We start from the raw sequence: 22,541 nt of genomic DNA, 5'->3' as shown, positions 1-22,541 counted from the left end.
TCTCAGGCGGGCGTGATACCCCCGGGGTCGCCCGCTGTCAGTACGCGCCGATCAGCCGTCCAGCGACTGCTGATGAGCCGTCGCCGGCCACCAGTTGAGGCAAAGCCTCGCCGCGTCCAGGTGCGGCCCGCCGGAACGTGGCGGCGCGCTACCCCCAGGCCGCATCACCCGGCTGGCTGGGCCTGCGTCCCGGCAGTTGAAGACGGCTGCGACGCTGATGATGTATGCGGCATCGATATCCAGTGTCGGCACCGACTGACCTGCTGCGAGACTTCACGTCAAGGCAATGGGCAGGGCTGAGCCGGTGCTGTGACCTCATCCAATTGGCCATTGCTGCTGCCGACGACGAGCCGTGGGCTTCAGGCCTTCATGCCACGCCACCATGAGCACTGTGCCGCCAGCACGCCCGATGTCCTGCGGTAGGGAGAAGTGCAACTCCGCACCAGGAGGCACTTCGTTCCACCGCTTGACACGATGAGTGACGCGGTAACGCCCCTGCTGCGAAACCCAACCGGCGGTCACCCCGACCGTGTGTGCACTGGCGTAGCCAAGATTGTTCAGTACACACACTCCATCACTGCTGTTCGCGCGAACCGTGAGTCGTATCGCCGGATTCTCGATGCGAGCCCGTCGCGCGTGGACAGCCTCTGTCGCCACGACACCGACCAACACTCCGACAACAGCCGTAAGCAGCTCTCCCCACCCCGTAAGGGACACGCTACTCAGCGGCCCGCTCGGCGCTGCCGCCGCCGACGCGCGCCCACATGTGGTTAGGGCCGGAAGCTATGAGTCGATCACCGTATAGAGCGGCCCAGGGTCAAGGCGGATGCCTCCGGTGGGGGATCAGCCGGCACCGGGATGGGAGCTGGGGCCGGTGGTGGTGAAGGAAGGGGAGCGGGTGACGGGGCGTGTGACAAGTAGATGTTTACTTCAAGACATATGGTGCAGGTTTTACCTGCTAAAAGGGCCAAATCGCGTTCTACTGCAATTTGCACATACTCGCTCACACTCGAACACATGGGGGCGATGGGCGATCGTGATGAGCACTTATGCCAGCGCTGTGGTGAGCATGACCCGACTGTCCACAGCCGCGGGCGCATAGATCTCATAGCCGAGCTGTGTGACGGATGCTGGAATCGGCTCGCGAATCAAATGGCGCAGGATGAGGGCGCAACAGCCCTGCCGTGGCCCGAGCCGGACCCTGACGACGTGACGTTCCTCGAACCGCCGACCTGTCCCCGGTGCGGCTCTGACATCCGTATCTACCCGACGATCTACGACCGCTGGGTGAGCCTAGCCACAAGGGAACTGCCGGCAAAGGACGTTCCTTATCGCTTCCGATGGCGCCTTGTTCAACTCCGTAGCCCGTACTCGCCTTTGGTCACCGATATCGTGGCCGTCCGAGTCCGGGGCATAGATCCTCTTCCTGGCGAATCGGTGATCCCAGCTCATCAGATGCTCTGCGTCTCGGAGGAAGCCGAGCGGCAACATGTCAAGGGGCAGGCTGACACCTGACATCAGCGGCTGACACCAACAGCGACGGACTGAGGCGGATCCGTGTGAATCCCAGCGACCTATGGTCAGCCCCTCATCCAGTCACATGCAGGGTTGGAAAGCCGTCATGATCGACCTGATGAAGATAAGGCCAGACTTCAGAACTGGCCTCGCGCATCCTCCTGGCCGGACGTGGCCGGCGTCGCAGGTCGCCGCGCTCAGGTCATGGTCGCGAATGACCTCCGGGAACTCGCCGCTCTGCACAATGCCGAGCTCAGCACCGGCCCTCGACAAGAGACGCAGGGGTGAGCGTCCAACCGCGTAGCAACGCCCACACACACCGGCCGACAAGCGCAGCGGCCGGCAGCCATCGGCGTGGGTGAGGCGCGCTGGCCCTACGCGGCACCCCCACCCCGAGTTGCCTTGAAAGCGATGGCCGAACCATCGGCCTCCGCGAACCGGATCAGCCGGCATCAGCTGGCCGATCCGGTCCCGTGTCGCATCGCCGCATCGGCGTATCAGTGATGACTCGCCGGGAGACGTCTCCGATCAACCGGCCGCCCCTTCAAGGAGAGCACCTTCTAGCCGCCCGACCCGCCCGCTGCTTCCGCCGCGCCCGCAGCAGCACTCCCCGCATAGGTGATATTCGGCCGAGGTGCCGACGACATGCCGGCTCCGAGGAAGTAGTCGACGTGGTGGGACTGCATATAGCCCTTGAAGGTCATGGCGTTGCGGTAGGCGGGGTTGTGGGCCGGTGTGTAGAGGCGGGTGGTGGTCGGTTGGTTCGTGGTGAAGATGATCAGCTCGTTGTAGGAGGCGTTGGTGTAGACGGCCTCCTCGCGCCAGTCGCCGAGGATGTCACCGACGAGGGTGGGGCCGCCCTGGGCGGCCGTGACGGCGCCGTAGTTCCAGGTGCTGACCAGGCGGGGGAGGCTGCCGGTCGACGTCGGGTTGAGCGGGTTCCATTTTTCGATCTTGCCGTCGTTGAGGAGTTCCGTGGTGAGGTCGCCGTCCCACCACAGTCCCAGTTGCGGCCACGGCCGTAGTGAGGTGTTGGGTTCGGTGAGCTGGTTGGAGGGGGCGTTGTACAGGCCCGAGAAGGACCAGACCTCCATGCCGGGGAAGCGTGCGTCGACGTCGGCGGCCATGCCGCGTCCGACGTCGGCGGGGCCACCGTTGTGCTTCCAGATGATGGAGCCGGTCGAGGCGTCGTAGTAGTACTCGAGGAGGCCGCTGGGGTTGTCCTGTTGGACGCCGTAGCCCTCGAGGCCCGGGCGGCCGGGGTCCATGTCGGCGATGTGGAAGCGGTCGCCGTGGACGATGCCCTGGGGGCCCATGGAGTAACGCAGGGTGCCGTCGCCGTTGAGGACGAACCCGATCTCGGCGACCTCGTCCGTCCCGTCGCCGTTGACGTCGAGGGCGCGGCTGTTGTGACCGTCGGGTGCGTTCTGGCTGCCGCGAAGCCACGTCCATTCCTGCCTGAGCGCACTGCCGGTGAATTTCCAGGCGGCCATCATCAGGTTGAACGCGCCGTCGAGTATGGCCATGAACTGTCGCGCGTCGTCCGCGTGCGTCCAGGTCGCTCCGTCGCCGAACCTGACACCGTCGGCGATCTTGAGGGCGACCTCCGCTCGGCCGTCGCTGTCGAAGTCGTAGACCGTGACGCCGTCCCAGTGGCCTACGTCGATCGCGGACGACCCCGGTTCGATGTTGTCCTGGTTCTGGCTGTTCGGCCCCATGTCGACGTCCCAGAGGAAGTCGCCGTCACTGCTGTACGCCTCGAGCTTCTGGGGCGAGGTCTGCCGGTCCACCAGGTAGTCGTACTCGCCGTCGCCGTCGAGGTCGCCGACCCAGACGAACTTCACCGGACCGCCGGAGCGCAGCGGCACACGGACCACGGGTTCCGTCGCGTGATTGGCCGTCAACGTGAAGGCACCGCTGGGCGCCTGTTCCTGACCGCCGACGACCGCGGCCACGCGATAGCTGTTGGACCGCGTCAAGTCGGCCGTGGAGTCGGTGTAGTTGGTCCCGCCTGTCAGGACGGCGGTGTTGACCTTGGTGTACGCGCCGCCACCGGTGGACCGGTACACATTGAAGCCGATGCCCTGCGGGTCCAGGCCCAGCAGTCGCCAGGAGACCAGGACCTGGCTGCTGCCGGAGCGCACCGCCACGACCCCGCGTCCGAGGTTCTCCATCACGCGCGCGGCCTGGATCGTCACATCGCCGGCCGCGGCCGGGTCGGGCGAGGCGACGCTTCCCGGGGCGGCGGTCAGGGTGGCGCAGACGGCCAGCACCGCTGAGACGGTGACGGGGAGCCGGTGGGTGGCTCGCCACCGATGCGTCAAGTGCACGACGGTCTCCTTGGGTTGCTCGCGGTTGCCTTCGTGGTGCGGTGCACCGGACCGGGCTCGGCTGCGCTCGTGACCGCCTCGGCGGCGTGACCTTCGCGTCGATCGATGGCCGACGAGCCGTCCGGAGTTGAAGCGTTTACACGGTGGTGATGGAAGCATCGTGATGCGTACGCGTCAAGGCAAAACACATGGCTACATCTATGGAGTTCAGAACGGTCTTCGTCTCCTGGGCGTCCGTGCGACCTTGAAGTGAAAACGCTTGCAACTCGGCACGGAACGCAGGAAGTAGGACCCCGTCCGACGCACCGTGCTCGTGACTCCAGAAGGCCCGCGACACGGACGTCCTCCAGAGGGAACCGTGATGGCCGAATGCCGTCTGTTCCCGGTGGGTGAACGCCAATACCGTGTGCGACCGTCGCGTACTGGGGGGTCTCGTGAACGGTCTCCGCACAGTCATCGTCTGCCTTGTGATCGCGTGCGCCACGGTCGTGTCTCCGGCCGCGGCTGTGCCGCCCGCCGCCGCTGCGAAACCGAGCTGGTCGGCGCTGCCGGTGCCTGCGGCGGCCCCACCGGTGACCGTGTCCGATCTCGCCGCCCGCGGGCCGGGCGAGGCATGGGCCACCGGGTACGAGCACGCCGCCGACGGACTGCGGCCGATGCTGTACCGGTGGGACGGCACGGCATGGAACCGGGACACCACCTTCCCCGGCGCCGACGAGCCGGGCTGGCTCGGCAAGGTGCAGTTCGTCGGCGAGGAGGCGTGGATCTTCCACAACCGCGCGGGGGCGGGCGAGATCCTGCGACGGTCGACGTCAGGATGGAGTGCCGTACCGCTTCCGCAGACCCTGTGGACCTACCAGGACTTCACCGCCGTGCCGGGTGCCGCGTGGGTGGTCGGTGAAGACGACACCGGGCTGAAGGTGTTGCACTACGACGGCTCCGGCTGGACCACGCAGTCCACCCCGGACGGCGTGATCTACCTGATGGGCGTCACCGCGCGTACGGCCACCGACGCCTGGGCCTGGGCGGACACCAACACCGGTACCACCGTGCTGCGTTGGGACGGCACGGTGTGGCGGGACGCCAAGGTGCCGCTGCCGCCGAACAGCAACGTGCACACGATCCTGCTCGAACCGTCCGGCCGGGCCACGATCGGCGGCAGCCAGTACACCGACGGCATGCCCCGCACCTACCTGATGACCTTCAACGGGCGTACCTGGCACACCACTTACCCCTCGCTCGGCGACACGTACACCGAGGGCATGACGCGCGGCCCGGACGGCGCCCTGTGGCTGCCGGTGCGCAGTGACCGGGCGTTCCAGTCGAAGTACGCACGGGTGGACGGCACCCGCACCACCTTCTCCTACGGTCCGGAGCGCACGAACGCGATCGACGTCAAGCCGCGTGAACTGACGAGGGCCGGGTCCTCACTGCTGTCCTTCGGGACCGTCGAGATCTACGGCTCCAAACCGAACCTGATGAGCGAGCGGCTGGGAGGCTGACCATGGCACGCAGACTTCTCGTCGCGGCCCTCGCCGTCGCCCTGACCATCATCACCCTCATGACCACGGCCGCGGCGGACACCCGGTCCTGGCAACACGTTCCCGTCCCGGCACAGGTACGCCCACAGGCCGGGCTCAACGAGGCCGTGGCGCTCGGGCCGGACCGGGCCTGGGTGGTCGGCGCCGATGCCGTCGGCCGTGAGGCGCCAGGCTTCCCGCTGGTGCTGCGCTGGGACGGAACCACCTGGCAGCGCCAGAACCTGCCCGGGATCGGCTGGCAGGGAGAACTGCTGTCCGTCGCCGCCACCTCACCCACCACCGTCTGGGCGGTCGGCCGCGACTCGGCGGGCGGCGCGCACCTGCTGCGCTACGACGGCACCGCCTGGCGCGAGACCCGGTCGCCGCGCGGGGTCCTGCTGACCCGAGTCGTCTCCGGTGGCGGCGAGACCTGGCTGACCGGCTCACGCGACGGCGCCCAGGTACTGCTGCGCTGGGACGGCCGCGGCTGGCGGGACGTGCCGACGCCTCCGGGCGCCGTGTACGGCCTGCACATCCTGGCGGCCGACGACGTCTGGGCCGCGGGCGAGACCGTCTCGGGTGCGGCGGTGTCGCACTGGGACGGGCAGACGTGGGAGCAGACGATCGTGGACGGGTTCCCGCGCTCGGCCGTGGGCAGCGTGCTGGCGGTCTCGCCCACGGAGGTGTGGGCGGGTGGCACGGCCGGGTTCGTCGGAGGTCCGGTGGGCCGGCCGATCCCGCCGCTGCTCGTCCGCTTCGACGGACACGAGTGGAGCCACGTGACCGTGCCGACGGACTTCGGCGGCATCACGTCACTGGCGCCCACCCCGTCCGGCGAGCTGGGCTGGGTGGCGGTGGCCCGCTCGCAGAAGTGGGGTCCGCCGGGCAGCACTCCACCGTGGGTCCCCGGACCGGACTTCCTCGGCTGGAACGGGCAGTCGTTCACCGAGTACAGCGAACCGGCGGTGGCCGGGGAGGGCGACTCCAGGACGCTACGGCTGGCACCGGTGCCGGGCACGTCGACGGTGTGGTCGGTCGGCCGCGCCGACGGCCCCGAGGGCACCTTCGCCCCGCGCATCCTGCGGTTCGACTGAGAGACCAACGGGGCTCTGCCCGAGAGCCGTTGGGCACGCTCATCGCACAGCACCGGACCGGCGCCTCGGGGGCCGTCGAACGATGTCGGTGGCGCCAACTAAGCTCCCGCCCATGAGTGAGGCAGACGGAGGTCCCGGCAGACGGGTTGTCGACGGGCGCTTCGAGTTGGAGGGCCGCCTGGGCGGCGGCGGGATGGGCATGGTCTGGCGGGCCAGGGACCTGGTCCTGCACAGACTGGTGGCGATCAAGGAGGTCCGCCCGCCGGACCGCGATCTCGCCGAGTACGACCCCGAGGCCGCTCGCATGCTGCGTGAACGCGTGCTGCGCGAGGCCAGGGCCCTGGCCCGGATCGACCATCCCAACGTCGTCACCATTCACCACATCGTCGACGGCGGCGAGGGCACCTACCCGTGGATCGTGATGGAGCTGGTCAGCGGCGGCTCGCTCGCCGACCGGTTGGCTCAGGGGCCGATGTCCCCGGCCGAGGCGGCACGGATCGGCCGCGGGGTACTGGCCGCACTGACCGCCGCGCACGACGCCGGAATCCAGCACCGGGACGTCAAGCCCGCCAATGTGCTGCTACGGCCGGACGGGCGCCCCGTCCTCACCGACTTCGGTATCGCCGCGATCCGAGAGACGACCAGCCTCACCGCCACCGGCTCCATCATCGGCACACCGGACTTCATGGCGCCGGAACGCATCTCGGGCCACGAGGGCGGACCCGCGTCCGACCTGTGGTCGCTGGCGATGATGCTCTACAACGCGGTGGAGGGCCACCACCCGCTGCGCCGGGGCAGCACCCTGGCCACCCTCGCCGCCGTCCTCCACGACGACGTGCCGCCACCGGTACGGGCCGGCCTCCTCGGCGACGTCCTGATGAGCGTGCTGGTACGGGACCCCGCGGCGCGCGCATCCGCCGCTGTCCTGGACCGCAGACTCGCCGTGATCGAGTCGGAGCCGACGACCGCCCCGACGCCCCCGCGCGACGAACCCACCTCGTATCCCTTGGCGGCACCGTCCACGCCCACAGACCCTTGGTACCCCGGCGCGCCTGCCACTCCCGCCGCATTCGGCCCCCCGTCGGCCAACCCGATCCCCGGGCCGACAGCACCGACAGCACCCCAATCGGTGACCTCCCCTACCCGAGCGCCACGCCGACGCACCCCGGGCCGCCCCTTGCTGTTGAGCCTGTCGGGAACCTCGCTCGTCGGCGCCGTAGCACTGCTGTGGTGGCTGCTGCCCCTGGACGACGGTTCCGCCGACCTGAACACGGGAGGCCCCTCGACGTCCACGTCGTCCTCGACACCTACGTCAGTCTCGACGCCGACATCGGGCTCGCCCTCCGCCAGTTCGGATTCGCAGGAGACCGCGACGGGGAGCATGCTCACCCCCGCCAACATCCGCACCGCCATCAAGGCGTTGGAGAAGGAGAGCGGCCGGAAGAGGTTCGGCAGCTTCTCCGTCTACGACGACTACGTACTGGCCCAGGTGATGGTCAACGGCAGTGACACCGCATACGAGTCGTACGACTACCGCCCGGGCACGGGCGCGAAGAAGGGCATCATCGACAGCACCCTGCCGAGTGGTTACAAGCCCTTCGCCGTCGAGGACTTCAACTGGGACAGGATTCCCGCTCTCTTGGCCGAGGCGGAGAAGAAGCTGAACGTCAAGGATGTCGAGACCCGTTATGTGCTGGTGCGCCAGCCCAACGCCTTCAACCCTTCGTTCGGACTGTCGGTCTACCTCTCGGACAAGTACGGCCGTAGCGGTTTCCTGCAGACCGACACCGAGGGCAAGGTGACGGACGTGAATCCGGCGGAGGACTGACCGCTTCGCGCGGTCGCCCGTGTCTGCCGGCCGTCGAGCATCCGCTATGCTTGATCTAGAGCTGGTCGCCAGAACTCCTGGTTTCCGGTCGCGCGTTGGTGGTCCAAGGAAAGACGCCCCGCTTCCTGCGGGGAGATGCAGGTGCAAGGCCTGCCCGGCGCTCCACAGCAGAGCCCGTCCCGGATACATCCGGGACGGGCTCTGTGTATTTCCGGCGTTTCGGGCCTGTTGAGCGGCGGCGCTTTCCCATGACGCCGCACATCTCGTGCGCGGCTGTGGCACTGTGGAGGTACTGGCCCGTCGCTCTCCCCCGTAGCGGCGGGCCAGACCTCTGTCACGATCATCACCGGCGTGGTGTCGGTCGGTTGTCGGGGGCTGTTGGTGCGATGTCGGCGGCCTGTCGGGAGGCGTTGGGATCTTTCGGGAGGAGGCCGGCCGGATACCACCGGGCGGCCCGATCCCCAAGGAGCCACCATGCGCACACCCGTCACGATCATCGGTGCCGGACTCGGCGGACTCACGCTGGCCCGTGTCCTGCATGTCCACGGCATCCCGGTCTCGGTCCACGAGGCCGAGGTCTCCCCGTCGGCGCGTATGCAGGGCGGGATGCTCGACATCCACGACTACAACGGGCAGCTCGCCCTCGAGGCGGCCGGCCTGATGGACGCGTTCCGGGCCATCATCCTGGAGGGCCGTCAGGCGATGCGGGTCCTCGACCGGGACGGGACCGTCCTGTTCGAGGAGGGCGACGACGGCACCGGCGGACGCCCCGAGGTGCAGCGCAGCGAACTGCGGCAGATCCTGCTCGACTCACTCCCGGCCGGCACCGTCCGATGGGGGCACAAGGCCAGCGGCACCCGCGCCCTCGGCCAGGGCCGCTACGAGGTGACGTTCGCCGACGGCACCACCGTCGTCACCAGTCTGCTGGTCGGCGCGGACGGCGCCTGGTCACGGGTGAGGCCGCTGCTCTCCGGCGCCACACCCGAGTACGTCGGGACATCGTTCGTCGAGACCTATCTGTTCGACGCCGACACCCGGCACCCCGCCTGCGCGAAAGCGGTCGGCGGTGGTTCGATGATGGCGCCTTCGCCGGGCAAGGAGATCTTCGGACACCGGGAAAGCGGCGACACTCTGCACACCTATGTGGCGCTGAGCAGGCCGCAGGAGTGGTTCGCCGCCATCGACTTCACCGACGCCGCCGCGGCCGCCGCACGGATCGCCCAGGAGTTCGACGGCTGGGCGCCCGAACTGACCGCGCTGATCACCGACGGCGACACCGCTCCGGTCCTGCGCCCCCACTACACCCTGCCGGTCGACCACCGGTGGGACCGGGTGCCGGGGGTGACGCTCCTCGGTGACGCCGCCCACCTCGCGGCCCCGAACGGCGAAGGAGCCAACCTGGCCATGCTCGACGGCGCCGAACTCGGCAAGGCCCTCGCCGCGCACCCCGACGACATCGAGGCCGCGCTCAGCGAGTACGAACAGGCCATGTTCCTCCGCAGCGCCGAGGTCGCCATGTTCGAAGGAGCCGAAGTCCACCACATCGACTCCGAGAACAACACGGCCCAGGGCCTGATCGCCGCGTTCACCCAGCACTAGCAGACCCCGTGAGCCGCCGGTCGAGGGCGCCACGGTGACTGTCCCTTGCCCAAGTGCCGTCCCGCTGCGTGACTTGCGCCGCTCCGGTTTCTCTCCGGAGGGTGCCCGTCAGTCGCCTGGCGGGGCCGGCGTCTTGGCGCAGAGGTAGGGGCGCGCGAGCAGGAGGCCGATGCCGGTCAGGGCGATGCCGATGTAGACCGGTACGAGGTGGATGAAGTCGGTGTAGTGGATCACCCCGTGGACCACGACGGCGGGCAGGAAGCCGGCGGTCGCCGCCGCGGCCAGGGTCCAGAACACCCAGGCCTCACCTCGCCGCCAGCCCCACGCGCTGAGCAGGAGGATCGCCACGGCCGCGGACATCAGGGCGCCGCCGAACCCCGCGCGGTCGTGGGCGATGAACGGCACGAGCCGCGGATTGACGGCTTCCAGCGTCTGCGCGCCGGTGCCCAGGAAGGTCAGGTCGCTCGGCACGAAGACGCCGGTCAGGCCGACCACGGAGATCACGGCTCCGCCGACGAACAGCCCGGCTCCCGTGACGATCAGGAGAAGCTGGCCGGTCAGCGCCCGTCGGCGCTCCCGCTCCGGTCCCTCGGGGGCCAGGTGCCAGCGGGGTGCGTGCGGGGTCGGGCGGATCCCGGCCACGAACATCGGGAACAGGACGAGGGTGGTGGCCGTGTGCAGGGGTTCCACGAAGCCGGTGGCCAGGAAGTAGAACAGGGTGGGGAAGCCGATGGCGCCCGAGAGCAGATACACCTCGCGGGCCCAGGGCCAGCCGCGTCGGATGCCGCCCACGGCGAGGCCCGTGTAGAGGGCGCCGATCGCCACCATCGTGCCGGCCATGGTGATCCGGTCGTGCTGGAGGAAGTGCACGAGGTGGTGGTTGGCGGCATGCAGGTCGTGCAGCGTCATGCCGAGGTAGTCGCGGTCGTACCAGAGCAGTACCGGCCCGAGGGTGATCGCCGCGGCCCCGAGTCCGGCGCCCGTCATCCCGAGCCCGACGAGCAGCGCCCACCACCAGGCGGGCCAGCGGCGGGGATCGAGGCCGACGTCCCGTAGCCGTGGGGCGGGCGCGGTCGGTGTGGCCGCCTCGGTGACCCGGGCGAACCAGCCGGGCCCGGACTCGACGAGCACCCCGGGCCGGGCGAGCACGACCGCGCCCGGCTCCTCGAGCGCAGCGGCCGCGGCGGTGACCGACGCGTCGGACACGTGGACCAGGTGCGGGTCGTCGTCGCGGGTGAACCCGTCGACATGGGGCTTGAGGGCGGCCTCGACCTCGGGGTCGCGGGCGCGGACGACCAGCGGGATCGTGCGGCCGGCAGCGGCCTTGCGTACCGTCTCCGCGTCCGCCGCCGAGACGGGCCCCACCTCGACGACACCGGCCCCGAGCGGGGGCATGGCGTGTACCGCTTCGCGGGCGAGGGAGGGCGGGACGGATATGCCGAGGCGGACGGTCACGGGTACGCCGACGATGTCGCCCGCGAGGTGCCGCGGCGGATGGCGGTGGCCGAACCCGCGGGCGATGAGTCGCGCGCCGGCGGGGCGGGAGCCGATCCGGGCGAGCAGTCCCAGTGCGGTGAGCTGTGAACGGCGGCGGCCGAGCACTGCGGCGGCCGCCTGGCGCATCGGGTGGTAGGTCCAGTCCGGCATCAGTGGGTCTCGCTCTGGGTCGCGGTCATCGGGCCGTCGGGCGCGGTCCAGCCGAGCACCGGCGTCATGGAACGCAGCGTCGCGCGTGTCGGTGTCAGCCGGGCGGCGGTGTCGCGCAGCAACACCGCCGGTCGCCACGACAGTTGGCCGAGCACGCCGAGCCGGGCGGAGCGGCGGGTGATGGCCTGCGTACGCGGGCGGCGCAGCAGGTCGTACGAGCGGAGCGCGGCGGTGACGTCCGGGGTGCTGTCGAGGCAGTGGGCGAGGGTGACCGCGTCCTCCAGCGCCTGGCAGGCGCCCTGGCCCAGATTGGGGGTCATCGCATGGGCCGCGTCGCCCAGCAGCGCGACGCGGCCGTGGACGAAGGAGGGCAGGGGCGGCAGGTCGTACAGGTCGTGGCGGAGCACCGCGTCCGCGGGGACGGCGGCCAGCAGGGCGGGGACGGGATCCGGCCAGGAGCCGAACCGGCGCAGCAGTTCGGCGTACTCGGAGGAGGCGGAGGCCGCTGCGGCCGGGAGCGACGCGGTCGCGAAGCAGTACATCCGCCCGCCCGGCAGCGCCGTGTAGCCGAACCGTTCCCCGCGGCCCCAGGTCGCCGCGCCCTCGGAGGGCGGCTGGGCGAGGGGCTCGGTGACCATGCGCCAGGCGGTGTAACCGGCGTACCGGGGGCCGGCCGCGTCGGGCCACAGGGCGCGCCGGACCACACTGCGCAGCCCGTCGGCGCCGATGACGAGGTCGGGCCGGGACTGACCCCCGCCGTGGTCTACGACCGGGCGGTGGCCGTCGTCGTGGACCGTGGACACCTCGCTGCCCGGCCGCAGACTGTCGGCGGGCAGCGCCTGGGTGAGCGCCCGCAACAGGTCGGCACGGTGCAGGACCGTCAGGGGGTGGCCGAAGCGGCGTGCCAGTTCCGCGTTGTCCGTACGGGAGAGCCACCGGCCCCGGCGGTCGCGTACGCCGCCCGCGGCCTCGACGGCGCCCAGTGCCCGGACGGCGTCGGCCAGCCCGAGCGCCTCGAGTGCGCGCAGCGCGTTCGGCCACAGGGAGATGCCGGCGCCGATCTCGGCGAACTCAGGAGCCCGTTCCAGCACCTCGACACGCCAACCCCGGCGATGCAGGGCGATGGCCGCCGCGAGCCCGCCGATGCCGCCGCCGACGATGGTCGCAGCGCGCTGCGGCATGGTTCCTCGCTCTGTACTTAAGGGGCACGGCCCCCGCTTTGGTGTCCGTCGATCCGGTGCCCGAGCGGTATGCGACGCGACGCAGTTCCGGCTGAGCAGCGCCTCATAGCAACATGTCGACAGGCACCTGTCAACGTGCCTCCCGTGCCCTTGACGCGGAGCCGGGAGCCGGCTCATCAGCAGTGCCCTGCCTTGGATCGTCGCGGAGCTCTACGGACCGCTGAAGTCCTTCTCCCAGGACCCTGAGCCCTATGCGGCCTTCGTTGAGCGAGCAGGCATGCCGGCACTGGAGTTGGGGTGGGGCGACGGTGACCCTCCGCTCGAACTGCGCCGACGCGGTCTGGAGGTCGAGGGCGTCGACTCCTCCGCGGACATCCTCGACCGCCGCCGTCGCCGGGCAGACGAGCAAGGCATCCGTGCGACCGTGTTCCACCAGCGTATGGAGGCTTTGAAGCTGCCCCGCCGCTACCGGGCGATCTTCCTCGCCGGACCGACCTTCACCCCGCTCCCCGACGACGACGCGGCGCCGGCCGCCCTGCGCGGCATCCGCGCTCACATGGCGGAGGGGGAACCGCCCTGGTGCCGGCCGAACAGATCGGCCGCGTCCGCACGGCTGCCGCACCCGACGGCGCCGAGCTTCGCGTGTCCGTCGTCGCCGAACAACGCGTCCGGCTCCGAGCCGGCTGACCAGGCCATCACCCCGAGTCGCCCTTCCCACGGTCGGCTGTCAGCGGCGCGCTCCGCGGGGCCGGGAGCGTCCGTCCAAGGCGTACAAACGGGGACAGAGCCATCACCACCGGGGACAACAGCATGCCCACGGCCGTCACCAGGAGACTGGTGCGCAACCCCCAGGCGTCCGCGAGGAAGCCGCCGAGCAGGGAGCCGAGCGGGGAGAGTCCCATGCCGACGAACGTGATCGTCGCGGCGGCGCGGCCTTGCATCCCGTCCGGCGTGACGGTCTGTCGGACGGCCATGACCGCCACATTCACCAACTGGCCGCCGACCCCGAACACGAAGTTGACCGCGAGGAGCGCGGGGACGGTCACGGCGGGGGAGCCGTGGAGCGCGGGTACACACAAGAACACGCCGTCGCCGAGTGCCGCCGCGGCCACGAGTACCGGGCCGTACCCGAACCGGTTCGGCAGACGGGCGGCCAGGACGGAGCCCACAAGCGCGCCCGGCCCTGTCGCCGCGAGGGCCAGCCCGACGGCGGCGCCGGACAGGTGCAGTTCCCGCGGCAGGAAGAGCAGATAGACGGTCATCACGGCCGCGAGCGAGAACTGGAAGGCGGCGGAGGCCAGGCACACGGTCCGCAGTGCGCTGTCGCTGACGACAAAACGTAGACCTTCGTGGATGCGCCGCCAGACCCGCGAGGGACGTTGCCGGTGCTCCGGGGCCGATTCGGGTCTACGGATTCGTCGGATCGACAGGAACGACAGCGCGAAGAACAGCGCGCTGGAGACGGCGGCGATCGGCGCCGACAGCAGCGACACCAACGCACCACCCAGGGCGGGACCGCCGATCTGCGCCGCGGACCGGCTGGCCTCAAGGGCGCTGTTTCCGCGCACCAGTTGATCGCGTCGCACCAGCCGTACGAGACACGCCTGGTACGCCACGTCGAAGAACACCGACAGGGCCCCGACGGCGAAAGCGATCACGAACAGCGCGGGCAGGCCGAGCCAGCCGAAGAGGCCGGCCACGGCGGCGGCACCCAGGGCAAGGGTCCGGCCCGCGTCCGTCAGCACCATCACCGTGCGAGTGCGCCACCGGTCCACCCACGCGCCGACGAACAGCGAGAGCAACAGGATCGGCGCCTGCCCCACGGCGCGCAGGACGCCCAGTTCGGTCGCACCGGCATGCAGGGTCAGGACGGCGAAGAGCGGAAGGACCACCAGACCTGCTTGTTCCCCGAGTTGGGAGGCGGTCTGTCCCACCCAGAGTCTGCGGAAGTCGCTGTCCCGCCACAGGCTGGACGGAACGGGCCGACCGGAATCGGATACAGCGGAGGAAGCGGACGGCACGGAGATCCCTCGGGTCGCCGACAACGAGGCCTGCCACCGGGCACCCGACAGGTGCGCCGACGGTCCAGGCAGGAGAAGGCTCGCTGTGCCGCAACATCAAGGGCGGCACGCGATGACGGGCCGGTCACGGCCTACGACGTCAACGCGCGCTCGGACGACCGACCATCTCTCAACTCCTCGTGGGCGACTCGCTGCACCCAGACGCTAGCTGCCGCCGGCCCGGCGCGAAAAGCGGATTTCGCCTGCCTTCCGCGCCGGGCCGGCGGTGGCCTACGGGACGAGCTCCCAGTCCTGCGAGCCGTCCGTGGTCGCGTTCTGCAAGGTCAGAGGTGCTCCGTCGGAGGCGCCGGTGAGGTAGAGGCTCGTGTTCTTTACCGACTGCAGTTTGTAGAAGCCGTCGCTGGTCTTGATCAGGTTCCAGCTGCCGGTGGCGCTGTTGTCGACCCACTGGCCGATCCGTTGGCCGGCTGTCGCGTTGCCCGTCCAGATGGCCGCCGCGCGGCCGCCCGACTTGTTCAGCAGGGTCGTGCCGCCGTTCGGTTCGGTCACCACGTGCCAGTACTGGGTGTCCGGGTTCGCCGCCGCGCCGGGGTCCTCCAGGACGACGTCGGGGACGTCGGCGTTGCCGAGGTTCGCGTCGTTGGTGTTGTTCCCGGTACCGATCACCTGGTCGGTCTTGCGGTTGACCAACTGGTAGTAGGCGCCGGCCGATTGGCCGAGGTCGACCTCGGCGTAGGCGATCGTCGAGGTGCCCTGGTTGTTGAGGATCGCGATGCGGCCGGTGCCCTCGACGTACTGCAGGTTGCGGCTGTAACCGGCCGGTGAGGTCGTCTGGTACTCCTTCCACGTGCCGTCGCTGCGTCCGCTCTCGTTGACCCAGACGTTGCCGCTCGCGGCCGCGTTGTAGACCAGGCGCCCGCCCGGCAGCCTGATGATCACCGGACTGCCGTTTCCGGCGAGCGGACGGGAGCCGGAGTCGACCGGCAGGGAGGCGACGTCCGTGCCGGTGGCCGAACCGCGGTAGAACTCCAGCGGGTTGTCGGCGACCACGTACCTGGTGTTGGCTCCGCCGCCCCAGTACTCGAAGGGGAGCATCCACTTGCCGTCCGTCGTGCGCACGACGTTCGCCATGCCCGGCCGTCCGCCGCCGATCTCCGTCTTGCCGCCTCCCATGCTCTGGGTCAGCCCGGCGACGTCGACGACGGGGGCGCTCCACTGCGCACCGCGACCGTCCCAGGTCCTGTGGGCGAGGATCTGGCCCAGGGAGTCCGTGGCGGTGTCGTTGGCGGGGTCCAGCGTCGGGACACCGGTGCTCGCGTTGAAGCCGGTGTAGTCGTTCTCGTCGGAGTAGTAGCAGACGAGTTGGCCCTTGTGGACCATCAGGTACGGCTCCCACAGGGGATCCACCTGCTTGTTCGTGTTCGCGGCGGCGATGTTCTGCCCGGTCGCGCCCGCGCTGCCGCCCTGCCAGCCGCCGGTCGCGACGATGTTGAGGACCTTCCACGTCGCACCGTCGTCGGTGCTGGAGTACAGGGCTATCGCCAGGTCCCTGCGGTCTCCGTCGTTGGTCGGCGTCCAGTTCGGGTCGGCCGCCTTGTGCTCCTTGTAGTAGTAGTCGTCGCCCGAGACGACGCTCGCGAGGAGCAGCGTGCCCTGCTTCAGGTTCCCGACGTCCTGCGGCAGCGTGTAGAGGTACGGGTTCGTCCAATTGCTCGTGTACTTCGCGTACTTGGGGTCGCTGGAGAGGTACGCGGGAGCTTTGACCTCCGACAGCGGCTGCCACGACGTGCCGTGGTCGTCGCTCTTGTACACGGGGAGGGTCTGTCTGTCGGCGCTGCCCGTGGCCGACACGACCGTGGACTTCTCGAACGACGCGACCAGACGCCCGCTCGGCAGCTGCGCCGACTTCGGGTAGACCGCGCAGTTGCCCCGCCCCTTCAGACACGGTTCGCTGCCGAGCTGGTAGAGGATTCCACCCGTCGGGTTGTACGCCTGCGCACTGGAGGCGGGTATCGCCAGCAGCGCTGATGCCGCGACGAATCCGAGCGCTCTTCCTGCTCTTCTTGTGTGCATTGCCCCTCCTGGGGGTGGCCACGGTGGTGCCGGTAAGGGGTCGGGTCAGGCGACGAGTACGCGGACGTCCCAGGCGCCGAGCTCCAGCTCCGTGCCCGCGGGGACGGAGGCGCCGGTCAGGGCGTCGGAGAGGTCCACCGGGGCCTGGACGCGGACGGGCTCCCAGCTCCAGTTGTGGACGATGTGGACGCGGCGTCCGTCGGGTGAGGTGCCGGTCGTGGCGGTGACGGATTCCGGGCGGTCCGGCCAGGCGTCGCGGGAGGCCGGTGTCATCCAGGCGGCCAGTGCCCGGGCGAGGTCGCGGCCGGGGACGGTTCCGACGGTGGTGACGCGGCCCGCACCGTGGCGGCGGGTGGTGACGGCGGGCCAGCGGCCGAAGTGCGGGTGGTCGTACTCGACGAGGACGTCGGCGTCGGTGGCGGTCAGGCCTTCCGCCCAGTGGGTCGCCGTCGCCCCCTCGGGCAGGTCGAGCGGTCCGCCGGACGCCGAGCGCACGGGGATGTCTCGTACGAGGTTGCTGAACTCGTCGTACTGGACGCCCGCGCAGTCGACCAGCCGTCCGGGCGCCGGCTCGTGCCGGGCCCGCGCCTCGTGGTCGGCGTAGCCGGTGCGTGGGCCGAGGACCAGGTGGCCGCCGGCTTCCGCGTAGGCGGCCAGCCAGTCCAGGGTCGAGTCGGCGGCGATGTACAGCGCCGGGACGACGAGGACGGGGTGGCGCCGGGCGGCATCCTGCGGCGTCATTCCCTCCCGCTCGTCGCGCGGGTCGTGCAGCTGGCGGGCGTGGACCATGCGGACCTGGCGGCCGGCGTCGAAGGCGCCGCGGTAGAAGGGGTCGAAGATGCGGTGGTAGGCGGTCGGGTCGGGCTCACCGTCCGGCTTGGCCAGCGGCGGGTACTTCTCCATCAGCCACTTGCTCGGCGTCGAGTACACCATCGTGATGTCGGCGTCCGGTTCGAGCCCGGCCACCAGCGGGCCCGCGGCCTCGAACTCCGCGCCCAGCCGGGCCAGTTCGGCGTAGGTGCGCCCGGGCTGCCCGGTGTGGGGCAGGATGCCGCCCCAGTAGGTCTCCGCGCCGAAGTGCAGCGTGTGCCAGTGCCAGTACTCGATCATCCGGGCCCCGCGCCCGACCAGCGCCCAGGCGGCCTGGCGCCACTGGCCGTCGTAGGCGGGACGGTTGTCCCACGGCATGCCGATGGAACCGGCGTTGGTCTCGGTGACCAGGAAGGGCTCCTGGCGGGAGGAGAACATCCAGTCCGCGGTCTGGTACAGCGCCCAGACCCCGGTGGTCTGCCAGCCCTGCTCGAGACCGTCGGGCGTGGGGTCGGGCAGCAGCAGATCGTCCTGCATGCCGTAGTACGCGTTGCCGGTGGCGATGTCGAGCCGGTCGGTCAGCTCGTCGTCCTCCACCCCGGGGCGCTTGTAGGAGATGCAGGTGGTGACGAACTGCTCGGGCCGGGCGTACTCGCGGACGAGGTCGGCCTGCCAGCCGATGAACTCGGTGACCTGCCGGGCCTGGAACTCCCGCCAGGCGACGTCGTACTGGGGCTGGGCGTTGCCGTCCGGGGTCCACAGGTCGGCCCAGGTCGACAGCCGGTGCGACCAATAGACCAGTCCCCACTCGCGGTTGAGGGTCTCGACGTCGCCGTACTTGGCGCGCAGGTGGTCGGTGAAGCGCTGGAAGACGCCGTGGTTGTGGAAGAGCTCCAGGCCGGGTTCGTTGTCGACCTGGAAGCCGATGACGGCGGGGTGGTCGACGTACCGGGCGACGATCTTGCGGATGATCCGCTCGGCGTGGAAGCGGAACGCGGGGTGGGTGAAGTCGACTTCCTGGCGGGCACCCCAGCCGATGCGCTCGCCGGTGCGCCGCTCGCCGGTGATCTCGGGGTACTGGCGGGCGAGCCACGGTGGGACGGCGTACGTCGGGGTGCCGAGGACGACGGAGATGCCCCGCTCGTGGGCGCCGTCGAGGACCGGCTGGAGCCAGTCGAGGTCGAACCGTCCGTTCTCCGGCTCCCAGGTCGACCACACCGACTCACCGACCCGGATGACGGTGACGTGCGCCTCGGACATCAGGTCCAGGTCGGTCTTGAGACGTTCGTCGGGGCGCTCGTACGGCTGGTACTCGTGGTAGTACGCGGCGCCGAAGAGGACGCGGGCAGGCAGAGCCGCCATGAAGGAAACCTCCGGGGAAGGGGGGAGTGGTACGAGGGCTGCGTGCCCTACTGCTTGACGCCGCCGGCGGCCAGGCCGCTCTGCCAGTAACGCTGCAGGAGCAGGAAGGCCACGACGAGGGGCAGGATCGAGATCAGGGAGCCGGTCACGACGAGCGCGAGCATGTCGCTGCTGGAGCCGGCCCCGCCGTTCTGGGCCTGGGCGGCCCAGGAGGACAGGCCGACCGTGATCGGGTACAGGTCCGGGTCGTTGAGCATGATCAGCGGCAGGAAGTAGTTGTTCCAGGTCGCCACCAGCGTGAACAGCAGCACGGTCACCAGACCCGGCGCGAGCAGGCGCAGGGCGATGGTGAAGAAGATCCGGGCTTCCCCGGCGCCGTCGATGCGGGCGGCCTCCAGAATGCTGTCCGGTACGGCGTCCTGGGCGTAGACGCGCATGAGGTAGAGGCCGAACGGGTTGACCAGGGAGGGCAGGATGATCGCCCAGGGGGTGTTGACCAGGCCCGCCTCCGCGAAGAGCAGGTAGGTCGGGATCGCCAGGGCGGTGGTCGGGACCATGACGGCGCCGAGGACCAGGTTGAAGCCCAACCGGTCGCCGCGGAAACGGAACTTGGCGAAGCCGTACCCGGCCGCGGCCGCGAGCAGGGCGGCACCGACGGAGCTCACCACGGCGTACATCACCGTGTTGAGCAGCCAGTGCACGAAGACGCCGTCGTCCTGAGTGAAGGTCGCCTTGATGTTCGCCAGCAGCTGCGGGGCGTCCGAGAACCACAGGCCGAAGCTGTTGAACAGGTCCTGGGTGCTCTTCGTCGAGGCGATCAGCAGCCAGAACAGGGGAAGGAGGAAGTAGGCCAGGGCGGCCAGCATGGCGATCGTCAGCGGGGTGCTGCGGCGCCCGGAAGACGGCCTGCGCCGGCCTCGGGCCGCGGGCTTCCGGTCCTTGGGCGGGGTGCTCGTGGTCCCCGGGGACAGGGCTGTGGTCGTCACGGGGTCCTCCTGCGGTTCGCGGTGAGCAGGATGGCGTAGGAGGCGATCACGATGACAAGGCCGAGAAGGAAGGACACCGTGGCCGCGTAGTTGACCTGCTGGCCGGTGAAGGCGAGGGAGTAGGCGTAGAGGTTGGCGGTGTAGGAGCTGCTGATGACGTCCGGGGCGACCTTCATCAGCAGGTTCGGTTCGTTGAAGAGCTGGAAGCTGCCGATGATGGAGAACAGCAGGGTGAGCATCAGCGCCGGCTTGAGCGCGGGGAGTTTGACGGACCAGGCGATGCGCCAGGCGCCGGCGCCGTCCATGGCCGCCGCTTCGTACAGCTCGCTGGGGATGGTGCGCAGGGCGGCGTACAGGATGATCATGTTGTAGCCGACGAACTCCCAGGTCACGATGTTCGCGAGGCTGCCGAGCATCCAGCCCTCGCTGAGGAATTGCGGGACCGGCAGGTCCAGGTCCCGGCTCAGCTGGGCGAACGGGCCGAAGTCCGGGCCGTACAGATAGCCCCACATCAGTGCCGCGACCACGCTGGGCACCGCGTACGGCACGAAGATGCCCAGCCGGATCACCCGGGCCAGCCGCAGCAGCCCGCTGTCCAGCGCGAGGGCGAACAGCAGGGCGAGCAGCAGCATCACCGGGACCTGGATCACGAAGAACAGCGCGACGCGTCCGACGCCGTGGATGAGCTGCGGGTCCTTGACGGCCGTGACGTAGTTGTCCAGTCCGACGAAGGCCGTGCCGCCGATGAGGCGTTCCTGGAAGAGGCTGAGATAGGCGGCGTAGCCGAGCGGGGCGAGGAAGAGCAGGAGGAAGAGCACCATGAACGGTGCGACGAACAGCGGCCCTGCCGCACGGCGTTTGCCCTTGGCGGGGGCCGGGGTGGTGGCAGCCATCTCAGCTCCCCTTGACGGTGAAGCCCTGGCCCTTGGCGTACGTCGTCAGTCGCGACTGCCACGTGCCGAGCGCGCGGACGGTGTCGGTCTTGTCGGCGAGGGACTTGCCGACTGTCTCCGTCCAGTCGGTGGCCGCCTGGTCGAGGAACGGCGGCCACTGGAAGGAGGAGTTGACGGTGGAACTGATGTCGGCGAACAGCTGGTTGACCTTCTGGCCGCCGTAGAACGCCGGTGCCTGGCCGACGAACTCGGCGTCCGTGAGCAAGGCCTTGGTCGCCGGGAAGAAGAACTGCTCGGTGGCGAACATCCGCGCGCTGGCCGGGTCGGAGTTGAGGAACTTCGCGAACTCGGCTGCCGCGATGGGGTTCTTGGTCGAGCGGATGACCGCGGTGGTCGAGCCGCCCCAGTTGCCGGAACTGGGCTTGGCGGCATCCCACTGCGGCAGCGGGGCCGCCCGCCACTTGCCCGAGGTCGCCTTGGCGGAACCGGAGAGGAAGACGGGCCCCCAGGCCGCCGTGAGCCAGGTGGCGTACTTGCCCTTGTTGAGGGCCGCGTACCAGCCGTCGGTGAAGTCCGGTTCGACACCGATGACGCCCTCCTTGGCGAGCCCGCCCCAGTACTCGCCGAGCTTGCGGGAGACGGCGTCGTCGACGCTGATGGCGATGTCGCTCTTGCCGGAGGTCACATAGGGCTTGGCGCCCGCCTGCCACTGCAGGCCGTGCCAGGCCGCGGGCTGGTTCGCCGCGAGGTTGGTGAGGTAGACGTCGGGGTCGGCCTTGTGGAGCTTGCGGGCCGCCGCGGCGAACTCGTCCCAGGTCCCGGGGACTTCGATGCCGTGCTTGTCGAAGATGTCCTTGCGGTACAGCATGCCCATCGGGCCGGTGTCCTGGGGGATCGCCCAGACCTCGCCGTCGCTGCCGCTGACCTGGCCCCAAGTCCAGTCGACGAACTGGTTCTTGAGGGCGGAGGCGCCGTAAGGACGCAGGTCCAGGAGGCTGTTGGTGATCGTGAAGGTCGGGATGGCCTGGTACTCGATCTGCACCATGTCCGGAGCGCCGCTCCCGGCCTTCAGCGCGGTACGCAGCTTGGTGTACTGCGGGGTGCCCTGACCGGCGTTGACGATCTTGATCTTGACGGCCGGGTACTTCTTCTCGAAGAGGGCGACCTCCTTGGCGATGTTCGGGACCCAGGTCCAGAACGTCAGCTCGGTCGGTGTCTTCATCGCCTTGTCGATATCGGCCTGGCTGACCGGCTTCGCGGCCGCGGAGGAACCGCCGGAGTCACCGCCGCCGCACGCCGTGAGGGCGGCGCCGAGCGACAGGGCGCCCGTCGCGGTGAGGAACAGCCGACGGTTCATGGAGGAGGGGCTGGCGAAGGATCCGGATGTGGGCATGGTGAACTCCCGCCGATGGCGATGGGGACAGCACGCCGGGGGAGGGCGTGCGGTACGGGGATGGCGAAGGCGAACGCAGGTGGGGGCGCGACGATCTGGACGTCGAAGCCGACGGGTTCGGGACGCTTGGTTGCGCCGGCTGCGAGCGGTGTACGGCACGCAGATGGGTGCGGTACGGGCCGCAGCGCGCTGCGGCCGTGCGGCGCGAGAGCCGCTGGGTGGAGGGGAATGTGCGCGTCGTCCGGGTGGCGGGGTCGTCCGCGGTGGTGGGGACGCGGTCGGGCTGGGC

15 protein-coding genes, 1 tRNA gene and 1 pseudogene are annotated in these 22,541 nt (G+C 69.9%); 7 read left to right on the top strand and 10 right to left on the bottom strand.

Annotated elements, in window-relative coordinates:
* The first annotated feature begins 921 nt into the window (after window positions 1-921).
* A complete protein-coding gene (locus ACIOHP_RS31615; RefSeq protein WP_401892865.1) occupies window positions 922-1,515 on the top strand; it encodes a DUF6083 domain-containing protein in 594 nt (197 codons plus the stop codon).
* 560 nt (window positions 1,516-2,075) lie between these two features.
* Here ACIOHP_RS31615 and ACIOHP_RS31610 read toward each other — a convergent pair.
* A complete protein-coding gene (locus ACIOHP_RS31610) occupies window positions 2,076-3,845 on the bottom strand; it encodes a hypothetical protein (RefSeq protein WP_401892862.1) in 1,770 nt (589 codons plus the stop codon).
* 434 nt (window positions 3,846-4,279) lie between these two features.
* Here ACIOHP_RS31610 and ACIOHP_RS31605 point away from each other — a divergent pair, with 434 nt between their 5' ends.
* The 5 genes from ACIOHP_RS31605 to ACIOHP_RS31585 all read left to right on the top strand — a co-directional run bounded on the left by ACIOHP_RS31605 (window position 4,280) and on the right by ACIOHP_RS31585 (window position 9,886).
* Window positions 4,280-5,347, top strand: a complete 1,068-nt coding sequence (locus tag ACIOHP_RS31605) for a hypothetical protein (RefSeq protein WP_401892859.1) — start codon at window positions 4,280-4,282, stop codon at window positions 5,345-5,347.
* 2 nt (window positions 5,348-5,349) lie between these two features.
* Window positions 5,350-6,459 (top strand): hypothetical protein, encoded by a 1,110-nt coding sequence (locus ACIOHP_RS31600; RefSeq protein WP_401892858.1) that lies wholly within the window; start codon window positions 5,350-5,352, stop codon window positions 6,457-6,459.
* Between the two features lie 112 nt (window positions 6,460-6,571).
* Window positions 6,572-8,287 carry a protein kinase gene (locus tag ACIOHP_RS31595; protein WP_401892856.1) on the top strand — a complete coding sequence of 572 codons (1,716 nt, stop codon included), beginning with the start codon at window positions 6,572-6,574 and terminating at the stop codon, window positions 8,285-8,287.
* 92 nt (window positions 8,288-8,379) lie between these two features.
* Window positions 8,380-8,452, top strand: a tRNA-Gly gene (locus tag ACIOHP_RS31590).
* A gap of 309 nt (window positions 8,453-8,761) precedes the next feature.
* Window positions 8,762-9,886 (top strand): FAD-dependent oxidoreductase, encoded by a 1,125-nt coding sequence (locus ACIOHP_RS31585; protein ID WP_401892854.1) that lies wholly within the window; start codon window positions 8,762-8,764, stop codon window positions 9,884-9,886.
* 108 nt (window positions 9,887-9,994) lie between these two features.
* On the opposite strand, the gene ACIOHP_RS31580 is transcribed toward ACIOHP_RS31585, so the two are convergent.
* Both ACIOHP_RS31580 and ACIOHP_RS31575 read right to left on the bottom strand, forming a co-directional pair.
* Window positions 9,995-11,533: a hypothetical protein gene (locus tag ACIOHP_RS31580; RefSeq protein ID WP_401892853.1), complete on the bottom strand. Its 1,539-nt coding sequence runs from the start codon at window positions 11,531-11,533 to the stop codon at window positions 9,995-9,997.
* Entirely contained in the window at window positions 11,533-12,714 is a 1,182-nt protein-coding gene (locus ACIOHP_RS31575) for an FAD-dependent monooxygenase (RefSeq protein WP_401892851.1), read from the bottom strand. Before ACIOHP_RS31575 ends, ACIOHP_RS31580 begins: the two co-directional genes overlap by 1 nt.
* Window positions 12,715-12,991: 277 nt before the next feature.
* Here ACIOHP_RS31575 and ACIOHP_RS31570 point away from each other — a divergent pair.
* A pseudogene (locus ACIOHP_RS31570) lies at window positions 12,992-13,219 on the top strand (class I SAM-dependent methyltransferase); the annotation flags it as partial.
* Window positions 13,220-13,266: 47 nt separating this feature from the next.
* Here the strand turns inward: ACIOHP_RS31570 and ACIOHP_RS31565 are convergent.
* From ACIOHP_RS31565 to ACIOHP_RS31535, 7 genes are all read right to left on the bottom strand, one after another.
* Window positions 13,267-13,410 carry a hypothetical protein gene (locus tag ACIOHP_RS31565; RefSeq protein ID WP_401892947.1) on the bottom strand — a complete coding sequence of 48 codons (144 nt, stop codon included), beginning with the start codon at window positions 13,408-13,410 and terminating at the stop codon, window positions 13,267-13,269.
* Window positions 13,410-14,735 (bottom strand): MFS transporter, encoded by a 1,326-nt coding sequence (locus tag ACIOHP_RS31560; RefSeq protein ID WP_401892848.1) that lies wholly within the window; start codon window positions 14,733-14,735, stop codon window positions 13,410-13,412. The genes ACIOHP_RS31565 and ACIOHP_RS31560 overlap by 1 nt, the downstream gene beginning before the upstream one ends.
* Before the next feature lie 270 nt (window positions 14,736-15,005).
* Window positions 15,006-16,808 carry an RICIN domain-containing protein gene (locus tag ACIOHP_RS31555; RefSeq protein ID WP_401892845.1) on the bottom strand — a complete coding sequence of 601 codons (1,803 nt, stop codon included), beginning with the start codon at window positions 16,806-16,808 and terminating at the stop codon, window positions 15,006-15,008.
* A gap of 45 nt (window positions 16,809-16,853) precedes the next feature.
* Window positions 16,854-18,980 (bottom strand): beta-galactosidase, encoded by a 2,127-nt coding sequence (locus tag ACIOHP_RS31550; protein WP_401892843.1) that lies wholly within the window; start codon window positions 18,978-18,980, stop codon window positions 16,854-16,856.
* Window positions 18,981-19,027: 47 nt separating this feature from the next.
* Window positions 19,028-19,966 carry a carbohydrate ABC transporter permease gene (locus tag ACIOHP_RS31545; protein WP_401892840.1) on the bottom strand — a complete coding sequence of 313 codons (939 nt, stop codon included), beginning with the start codon at window positions 19,964-19,966 and terminating at the stop codon, window positions 19,028-19,030.
* Complete coding sequence (locus tag ACIOHP_RS31540; RefSeq protein ID WP_401892838.1) at window positions 19,963-20,859, bottom strand: carbohydrate ABC transporter permease; 897 nt, start codon at window positions 20,857-20,859, stop codon at window positions 19,963-19,965. The genes ACIOHP_RS31545 and ACIOHP_RS31540 overlap by 4 nt, the downstream gene beginning before the upstream one ends.
* Window position 20,860: 1 nt before the next feature.
* Window positions 20,861-22,252: an ABC transporter substrate-binding protein gene (locus tag ACIOHP_RS31535; protein WP_401892835.1), complete on the bottom strand. Its 1,392-nt coding sequence runs from the start codon at window positions 22,250-22,252 to the stop codon at window positions 20,861-20,863.
* Between the last annotated feature and the right edge of the window lie 289 nt (window positions 22,253-22,541).

Origin of the sequence: Streptomyces sp. NPDC087859 (genome assembly GCF_044742595.1) — a bacterium.
GTDB lineage: Bacteria > Actinomycetota > Actinomycetes > Streptomycetales > Streptomycetaceae > Streptomyces > Streptomyces canus_F.
Note: the sequence above shows the minus strand (reverse complement) of the source record. Positions and strands in the feature narration are given on the sequence as shown.

Coding starts and splice junctions, on each gene's coding strand:
- ACIOHP_RS31550 (WP_401892843.1), bottom strand. CDS start 18,980: ATGGCGGCTCTGCCTGCCCGCGTCCTCTTCGGCGCCGCGTACTACCAC.
- ACIOHP_RS31540 (WP_401892838.1), bottom strand. CDS start 20,859: ATGGCTGCCACCACCCCGGCCCCCGCCAAGGGCAAACGCCGTGCGGCA.
- ACIOHP_RS31555 (WP_401892845.1), bottom strand. CDS start 16,808: ATGCACACAAGAAGAGCAGGAAGAGCGCTCGGATTCGTCGCGGCATCA.
- ACIOHP_RS31535 (WP_401892835.1), bottom strand. CDS start 22,252: ATGCCCACATCCGGATCCTTCGCCAGCCCCTCCTCCATGAACCGTCGG.
- ACIOHP_RS31575 (WP_401892851.1), bottom strand. CDS start 12,714: ATGCCGCAGCGCGCTGCGACCATCGTCGGCGGCGGCATCGGCGGGCTC.
- ACIOHP_RS31615 (WP_401892865.1), top strand. CDS start 922: ATGTTTACTTCAAGACATATGGTGCAGGTTTTACCTGCTAAAAGGGCC.
- ACIOHP_RS31595 (WP_401892856.1), top strand. CDS start 6,572: ATGAGTGAGGCAGACGGAGGTCCCGGCAGACGGGTTGTCGACGGGCGC.
- ACIOHP_RS31565 (WP_401892947.1), bottom strand. CDS start 13,410: ATGGCCTGGTCAGCCGGCTCGGAGCCGGACGCGTTGTTCGGCGACGAC.
- ACIOHP_RS31580 (WP_401892853.1), bottom strand. CDS start 11,533: ATGCCGGACTGGACCTACCACCCGATGCGCCAGGCGGCCGCCGCAGTG.
- ACIOHP_RS31600 (WP_401892858.1), top strand. CDS start 5,350: ATGGCACGCAGACTTCTCGTCGCGGCCCTCGCCGTCGCCCTGACCATC.
- ACIOHP_RS31585 (WP_401892854.1), top strand. CDS start 8,762: ATGCGCACACCCGTCACGATCATCGGTGCCGGACTCGGCGGACTCACG.